Source organism: bacterium, from assembly GCA_035530055.1.
Classification (GTDB): Bacteria; UBA6262; WVXT01; order WVXT01; family WVXT01; genus WVXT01.
The window spans coordinates 1-8,033 of the sequence record DATKVN010000060.1 but is presented as its reverse complement, the minus strand read 5'-3'; the positions used below and the strand labels follow the sequence as shown (position 1 = coordinate 8,033).

Below are 8,033 nucleotides of genomic sequence, written 5' to 3'. Positions count from 1 at the left end.
AATATTGGTTATTCAAGCAATGATTCAGTGGGTGTGCTCATGGGAATAAATTCTTCTACTAATGATGACTACAACGACTGGTATAATGCTGCTGATGCGTCGATGTGTGTGCGCTATGGAGGGGAATGGAAATCTGTTTCTGATTATCAGAGTGAGGATGGAAGGGGTTTGTATTGTATTTCTCAAGACCCAAAATTTATAGATTTTGCAAACCGTGATTTTCATTTGCTGCCGGATTCTCCCTGTAAAGGTACTGGAGAGAATGGGGTTGAGATGGGCGCTTACGGAGCGGGAGAATCTCTCCCTGTTTATGACGATCCAGCAAAACCAGATTCCGCATCGGAGAATCCACCAGAAACTGAATCCCAGAGCGATGGCGTGGACGGAGTTCTCAATCGACCCAATCCCTTCCGCGCGGGTAAAGAGGAAACTCTCATAGAATATGATTTAGAGGAACCTTCTAATGTAATTATTACAATTTACGACCTCCTCGGTCAACAGGTCTGGCAGGAGAATTATCGGTCAGGAGGAAACGGTGGTAAGGAAGATAACAGCGTTCCCTGGGATGGAAGGAATCTCTCTGGAAAAGTGGTGGCAAATGGAGGTTATATCTGTCGCATCTGGGTGGAGAAAGAGAAGAGACATATGTTAAGGAAGATTGCTGTTGCTAAATAGGCGTAGATATATGAAAAAAATAATCCTTAGAATATTTCTTGTTTCTGTATTGATTTTAGGGATGGAGTGGCAACTTCTCGGGGCAGATAATTACTACGGAATGGCCAATGACTATTTGCAGTATGGAGCAGGAGCAAGGTCTTTAGCAATGGGGGGAGCATATGTGGCACTGGCAAATGAGGCGAGCGCGCCTTATTGGAACCCTGCAGGCTTAACGCAGATTAATGAACAGCAGTTCCTTGCCATGTATGCTCCCTTCTTCGAACAGACGAGTTATAATTTTCTTTCTTATGTTCATCCCCTGGGGTGGCTGGGGACTTTAGCTATTTCCGATGTTCTCTTCCATTCCGGAGGGTATGAAGAAGTTGACGGCACCGGAAATGTGATTGGCATAAATAAGTCGATATTCAAGAATGCGGTAATTATTTCTTACGCAAATAGAATTTATGGGCAGCTCTCCCTGGGAGCAAGTTTAAAACTGATTCATGAGCGAGTGATGAAATATTCAGGGAATGGACAGGGAATAGATTTGGGGATACTTTATCAGCCCTTAGATGTATTGAACATTGGTTTAGCCGTGCAAAATGTCTTGCAGCCAAAGGTGACTCTAAGAGATGACCCCGATGTGTATGATATGAATTTCAAAGGTGGTGTGGCATTGAAGACATTCTCTAACCACCTCACCCTGACTGCAGATATCAACAAGCTCCCTGATGAGAAGGCATACTTCTGTGCCGGGTTGGAAGTTTCTCCCTGGGAAAGGGTTACTTCGCCTTCTTTGAAAAGGGTAGATTTGAGGGCGGGAATTAACCATTTGCAAACTTTCACCTGTGGAATAGGACTGAAAATAAGATTTTTCACTGTGGATTATGCCTTTAGTTCTCATGACCTGGGAAATCTCCACAGATTTGCTCTTACTTTTAGCTGGGGAAAATAGATAGCGGGGGAAATAGAGCTGTTCAAAAGGACAATGGAAATGGCATTAATCCTTATAATACTCCTTCTCATCGCTTTGTGCATGGTAGGAAAATAAAGAAATCCAGAGCCTCAACTCAGGGATTGAAGTCCTGAGTAACTTTTATTTACAAAAAGGATAGACGAAATCTCGAATCTGCTTGAAAAATAAAAGTGATTTGGGATTTTTTATTTTATGTAGGAATTTATGGCACTTTAGTAGACTTGAGGTAAAAAATTTCTTGACGAAATCCTGAGAGAAAGTATAATATGAAAGGAAAAGCAGATAGACAAATGCATGTTTGCGCCTGAAATAGAGAAGAAAGAGTCGCCCTCGTAGCTCAGATGGATAGAGCAGCGGTTTCCTAAACCGTTTGTCGGGAGTTCGAATCCCCCCGGGGGCGCCAGAAAAAATCATATTGGATACTATAGATGATTGACCTTCACACACATTCCTTCTTTTCTGATGGTTCATTAATCCCTTCGGAACTCGTCTTTCGTGCCAAGAATAAGGGTTACGAAGCAATAGCTATTACCGACCATGTTGATATGTCTAATCTCAGTTTCGTAATTCCGCATATCGTTAAGGTCTCTTCAATTCTCACTCTTGAGTATAAAATAGAGGTCCTTCCGGGTGCAGAACTGACCTATGTTCCTCCTAATTTAATTTCCCGGGTTGCTGAGGAATGTAGAGCGCTGGGAGCAAAAATTATTTTGGTGCACGGAGAAACTATAGTCGAATCTGTTCCTCCAGGCACAAACCGGGCTGCCTTATCCAGCATGATAGATATACTTTCCCATCCGGGAAAAATAAGTAGCGAGGAAGTAGACTTGGCAAAGGAGAAAAATGTACTTCTTGAGATTACCTCCCGCAAGGGACACTCTCTAACCAATCAACACGTGGGGAGTTTGGCGAAAAAGAGGGGAGCAAAGCTAATTTTTAATACTGATACGCATGAACCGGAAGACTTAATTACTGAACAACAGGCTTTGGAAGTGGTTAACAAAGCAGGAATGGCGAAAGAAGACCTGGAGCTTATGTTGGAAAACGCCAGGTCATTAATTGGTAAAGTACTTAAAGGAGCTTGAATGCCTCGTAGATGGGTAAAAGAAGAGCTTAAAAAAGACCGTTTGGTAAGTTGGGTAGAAAGGTCGGTTACCTGGGTCAACGAGAATAAGGAGAATGCTATAATTGGCGGAATAGTTATCCTTGCTGTGGCTATTTTTATTCCCTTCTCCTTGTCTCGTCGTGCCAAGATGAATGAACAGGCATTTAGTCTTTTGGCGAGAGGACAACAGGAATATTTTATGAATCAGCCGGATAAGGCTATCCCGTTTTATGACCAAGCGTTAAGACATTCCGGCTCAAAGGCTACTCCCTTAGTCTTTCTCTATAAAGGTAATGCCCTCTATGAAATGGGGAAGTACAGCGAAGCTACCTCTATTTATAAAAGATATCTGGATAAATATGAAACCAGGAAGTTCACCCCTGAAGTCCTGCTGAGCCTGGGCAATAGTCTGGAACAGGAAGAAAAATTCGACGAAGCTAAGGAAACTTACCAGAAATTTCTGGACAGGTTTCCCCAGCATTACCTTTTGCCGGGGATTTACCAAGGCCTGGGAAGGTGCTATGAGAAACTGGGACAGAAAGATGAAGCAATTAAAATATACCAACAGATGTCCCATTTCTATTCTGACAGGATATGGCAGGATATGGCTGAGGCGAAAATAAAGGCATTGTCGCCTACGCCGTGAATTCAATATAAATTAGATTCTTTCAAGAGGGGAAGTCAAGTTTTTTCTTGACTTTGTACTCTTTTTTTTATATGGTATCTAAAATATATGCACAAATTGAATTTGTGCCTACAATAGGCAGGATTCGAAATCGTGCTGGAGTCCTCCCGAAAGGGAGGGTGAAGTGTCAAGCGAAAGCTTGACCCAGGGTGAAACTCTCGTTTCACACTCCAAAATTTAATAACCTTGCTTTCGCAAGGACTCCTAATTAAGGAGAGAGCGTTTGAAACGAACCATTCTATTTCTTCTTGTAGTTTCCATCATTCAGATATTTCCTCAAGTTTGTCTGGCGGGCGTAAGAGTGGGAGAAGAAGTCAGGATAAGGTGGGTGCCGGTAAACAATGGAGATACCAGTTACGTCTATCAACGGACGAGATTCTTGATAGAGGGAGTATTAGCAGAGGGAGTTACCATTGGCCTAAAGTTACAATCGAGAGGGTTCTGGGGTGTGGATACTTCCACAGTAACCATTGAAGGATTGACTCGCAAGAATATGCTGCCCTGGATTGAAAATGCCTATGTGAAAGTTGATGAATTTCTTGGACTTCCTTTATATTTAGCTCTGGGAAGACAACCTCTCCAATACGGAGATGGGCTATTGGTTGATGACAATGCGTCAGGTTACGATGCCATTAAATTATCCGCCATCCTGCCCTGGCAGGTCGACTGCGAGCTAATGATGTTAAAACCTACAGGGAGTGAGGGAGTTAGCCCTGATAACTGGAAAGAGAAGAATGCTTATGGAGTATTTTTTAAGAGAAAATGGAAAGGGATTACTCCCCAAATTTCCGGTTTGTGGCAGAGAGATCGAACTAGCGGTGTGGATAAGAACTTTTTGGGCTGCCATTTGAGTGGAAAACTGGGAAAGGAAGTGGATTATCGGGGTGGCATAATCCTTCAATCGGGAAAGGGGGGAGGGAGAGATTATAAAGGTTTAGCTTATATGTTAGGTGGAAACTTTCAAGCTGAGACCAGATTTGGTAAAGGCATCGCTGCCTGTGAATATCTCGTTGGCAGTGGAGAAGTGGCCCCGATTACAGGAAAAGACGAAAATTTCCTTTCAGACTACGCCCACCTGTCAGAAGAAGAATATGGTGAATATTATATGGAAAATAGAAGCGAGGTCAGGGATGGAGATCCTGATTATACAACTACTAACTTGAAGATACTTAAATTGGGATTGTCCGTTTTTCCCCTCCCAGAATTAAAAACCGGACTTAATTATTTCAGCTACAGTTCTTATACTCCGAAAGGCGCCATCGGAGATGAAGTGGACATCTTCGTTAAGTATTATTACTCAGCAAATCTTTCATTTCGCCTGGTGTACGGTATCTTTATGGCGGGAGAGCTTGCTGAGGATGGCGCAGATAAAGTTCTCGGGGAGATGATGGTAAAATTCTGATGTCCCGCAGGGATAATCCTGTGGATAAAGGGAGGCAATCAAGGACTCTGGAGTAAGAGAGTTCACTCTGCGTTATTAACGCGAAACAAGTTTCGCTACTCCTAAGGACTCTGGAGTAAGAGAGTTCACTCTGCGTTATTAACGCGAAACAAGTTTCGCTACTCCCAAGGACTCTGGAGTAAGAGAGCTTGCTCTGCTAAATTGAAGGAGGTAAAATGAAAAAATTAGTAGCTGGCTTGGTAATGGTAAGTATTCTTTTCTGCTTGCCCCTTAAGGGGGAAGCGGTTAGTCTGAAGAAGAGATTAGGCGTGGGTTTTTCTGCTCTTTCACCTCTGGACGGTTGGTCCTTCAGGTATTGGTTGACTGATAAATTTGCTGTGAACCCGGTTATTGGCTTCCATTTGGAGACGGATAGTAACCAATTTCTTCTGGGAGGAAGAATACTCTATAAAGTTGAAGATGAGAAGAGCATGAATTTGTATTTGGGGGGAGAAATCGGTGGAGACTTAAGACAGAACGCAGATGATAATTTTTGTATAGGTCCATTTGCCGGGGTGGAGTATTTTATGATGCAGCTTCCCAATTTGGGTCTGGGAGCGGAAATCGGTCTCTATTATCAAAGCGCTGCTTCAGCTTTCGCCACAACTTATGGCAGGGTTGTTGTGCATTACTACTTTGGTGGTTCGAAAGAGGTTGAAAAACCTGTTATAAAACCTGCTAAAAAGAAAAAGTAGTAGGAATGCCTCAAAATAACATTCTCCATATTTCATTTCTATGGCATATGCACCAGCCATATTATAAGGACCTCCTGGAAAACAAGTTTGTCCTTCCTTGGGTGAGGCTTCACGCGACTAAAGACTATTATGATATGGTGGCTTCCTTAGACGACTTTCCTAAGATTCATGTAAATTTCAATCTTGTCCCTTCCTTGATAGACCAAATAAACGATTATGCCCAGAATAATCTGACTGACCAGTTTCTGGACTTGACTTTAAAACCCGCCAATAAACTATCCCCTGAAGAGAGAACCTTTATTCTCCAAAACTTCTTTACAGCCAACTGGGAAAACATGATTAAACCTTTTCCCCGATACTGGGATCTTCTGTCCAAGAGAGGAAGGTATGTGGCTGGGGAAGAGTTGAAAGAGATTCAGAAAAGGTTTAGTATACAGGATTTTTTAGATTTACAGTTGCTTTTCAACCTCTGTTGGATTGACCCTTGTCTACGAAGGCAAGACCCTGAACTTAGAGAATTGGGGAAGAAAGGGAAGGGATTTACTGAGGAAGAAAAGAGATTGGTGATAGATAAACAACTGGGAATAATGAAGAAAGTGATTGGCAAGTATCGAGAGAAACAGGAACAGGGACAAATTGAAATTTCCGTTACTCCTTACTACCATCCCATTTTACCTCTTCTAATTGACGTTAAGGCAGCAAAGATGGCCACTCCTGAAATCGCTCTGCCCAAAGAAGAGTTTCGTCACCGGGAAGACGCGAAAGCTCAGATTGAACGAGCAGTTGCCTGTTATGAGAAGTTCTTCGGTCGGAAACCGAAGGGGATGTGGCCCTCCGAGGGTGCGGTTTCCGAAGCAATCGTCCCTTTAATCTCCCAGGCAGGAATAGATTGGATTGCCACTGATGAAGGTATTTTAGCATCCTCAATAGGTGTTTCTCCCCATAATGCCGATATTCTTTATAAGCTCTATCAGTTCAGCACGGACGACAGTTCCATAAAAATTGTCTTTAGAAATAGGAAACTATCCGACCTGATCGGTTTTACCTATGCAGGGGTTCCCCCTGAACAGGCAGTGAGGCATTTTATGCAGGAACTTCACAATATTCATAAGCGAGTAAGCCACTTCCCTGGACCCCATCTGGTGAGCATTATACTTGATGGAGAGAACTGCTGGGAGTATTATAAGAATGATGGGGGGGACTTTCTGAGGAGGCTTTATCAAACAATCAGTGACGACCCATTACTGGAATCGACAACGATTAGTAAATTTACGGAAAAGTACACAAAACCGGTCTCCCTGCCCAGGTTATGGAGTGGTTCCTGGATAAATCACAATTTTTGTGTGTGGATTGGACATGAGGAGGATAATCTTGCCTGGGACTATCTCGCCAGGACTCGTAAGATGTTAGCCCATTTTGAAGAAAGAGACCCCGGGAAACATGAAGAGATACAGAAAGCGAAAGAGGGGATATATATTGCCGAAGGTAGCGATTGGAACTGGTGGTATGGAGATGAGTATCGCTCTGTCAATAGTCTCGCTTTTGATAATCTTTATCGAAAGCACCTGATGAATGTGTATACTTTCCTTGGGGAAAAAGTGCCAGATTGGCTACACATTGCCATTTCTGGCCACGAGAAACCCCGTCCCAAACGCGAGCCCACCGACTTCATAAACCCTATATTAGACGGTAAAGTAACCGATTATTTCGAATGGCAGGGGGCGGGACAATACGATGTCTCCGAGACGATAGGACCGATGCAGCGTCGAGGAAACATTGTCAGAAGTTTCTATTATGGCTTCGACCTGAGCAATTTGTATCTGCGCATCGACACAAATATGGAACTTTCTTATGAAAGTTTAAAAGACCTCACAATCAAAATCAACTTCTTCAAGGAATCTCCCCAACAGGTAAAAATTCAAATGCTTGAGGATGGAAATTTTGCTTTTTCTCTTTTTGACGTAGTCCAAGCAGAGCACAGGGAGAATTATCAGAAGTTTAAAGATTTGACTTCTATAAGCTATCAGAAAATTATAGAATTGAGTATACCTTTTGTCGATTTAAAAGCAAAAGTTGGTCAGGCAATAGAGACGGTAATCGTTTTAGAGAGAAACAACGTGGAACTTGAAAGATGGCCCTCCCATGGCACAATAAGTTTTCTTGTCCCGGGAGAGGATTTTTCGCTCGAGTACTGGTCGGTTTGAGAATTGGTCGCGTAGGGCTTTATGCCCGTAAAAATTACGCCCATAAAGGGCTACACTACCCACAACTCGAAAGGGAGGTGATAAAAATGGCAGGTTGGGCATTCTGGCTAGTTCTGGTCCTTTTAGCAATACTTCTGATTATCGGGGCACTATTTGCTTTCAGAGAGTTCCGAAAAAATAAGAAACTTGGTAGAGCCATCGTTCATTACATCCTTTTGGTAGTGCTCACGATAATTGTGTTAAAGCTACTTTTTGCTGTTTTTGCCTTGG

At 42.8% G+C, this 8,033-nt stretch carries 8 protein-coding genes and 1 tRNA gene; all 9 read left to right on the top strand.

The features are described from left to right. A partial coding sequence (locus VMW39_05010; GenBank protein HUW23369.1) for a hypothetical protein occupies positions 1 to 675 on the top strand: 675 nt, incomplete at its 5' end. Positions 676 to 685: 10 nt separating this feature from the next. Next, the gene (locus tag VMW39_05005; GenBank protein ID HUW23368.1) at positions 686 to 1,612 is read left to right on the top strand and encodes a PorV/PorQ family protein; all 927 of its coding nucleotides are present in this window, start codon (positions 686 to 688) and stop codon (positions 1,610 to 1,612) included. Between the two features lie 347 nt (positions 1,613 to 1,959). Next, positions 1,960 to 2,036: transfer RNA gene (locus VMW39_05000), tRNA-Arg, on the top strand. A gap of 25 nt (positions 2,037 to 2,061) precedes the next feature. Continuing rightward, a complete protein-coding gene (locus tag VMW39_04995; GenBank protein ID HUW23367.1) occupies positions 2,062 to 2,718 on the top strand; it encodes a histidinol phosphate phosphatase domain-containing protein in 657 nt (218 codons plus the stop codon). Further along, positions 2,719 to 3,384 (top strand): tetratricopeptide repeat protein, encoded by a 666-nt coding sequence (locus VMW39_04990; protein ID HUW23366.1) that lies wholly within the window; start codon positions 2,719 to 2,721, stop codon positions 3,382 to 3,384. 262 nt (positions 3,385 to 3,646) lie between these two features. Then, positions 3,647 to 4,825 (top strand): alginate export family protein, encoded by a 1,179-nt coding sequence (locus VMW39_04985; GenBank protein ID HUW23365.1) that lies wholly within the window; start codon positions 3,647 to 3,649, stop codon positions 4,823 to 4,825. Between the two features lie 215 nt (positions 4,826 to 5,040). Then, on the top strand, positions 5,041 to 5,559 hold the full coding sequence (locus VMW39_04980) for a hypothetical protein (GenBank protein HUW23364.1): 519 nt from the start codon (positions 5,041 to 5,043) through the stop codon (positions 5,557 to 5,559). 5 nt (positions 5,560 to 5,564) lie between these two features. Next, complete coding sequence (locus VMW39_04975) at positions 5,565 to 7,763, top strand: glycoside hydrolase family 57 protein (GenBank protein HUW23363.1); 2,199 nt, start codon at positions 5,565 to 5,567, stop codon at positions 7,761 to 7,763. A gap of 86 nt (positions 7,764 to 7,849) precedes the next feature. Beyond that, positions 7,850 to 8,033 (top strand): hypothetical protein (locus tag VMW39_04970; GenBank protein ID HUW23362.1); only part of this gene is annotated, 184 nt, incomplete at its 3' end.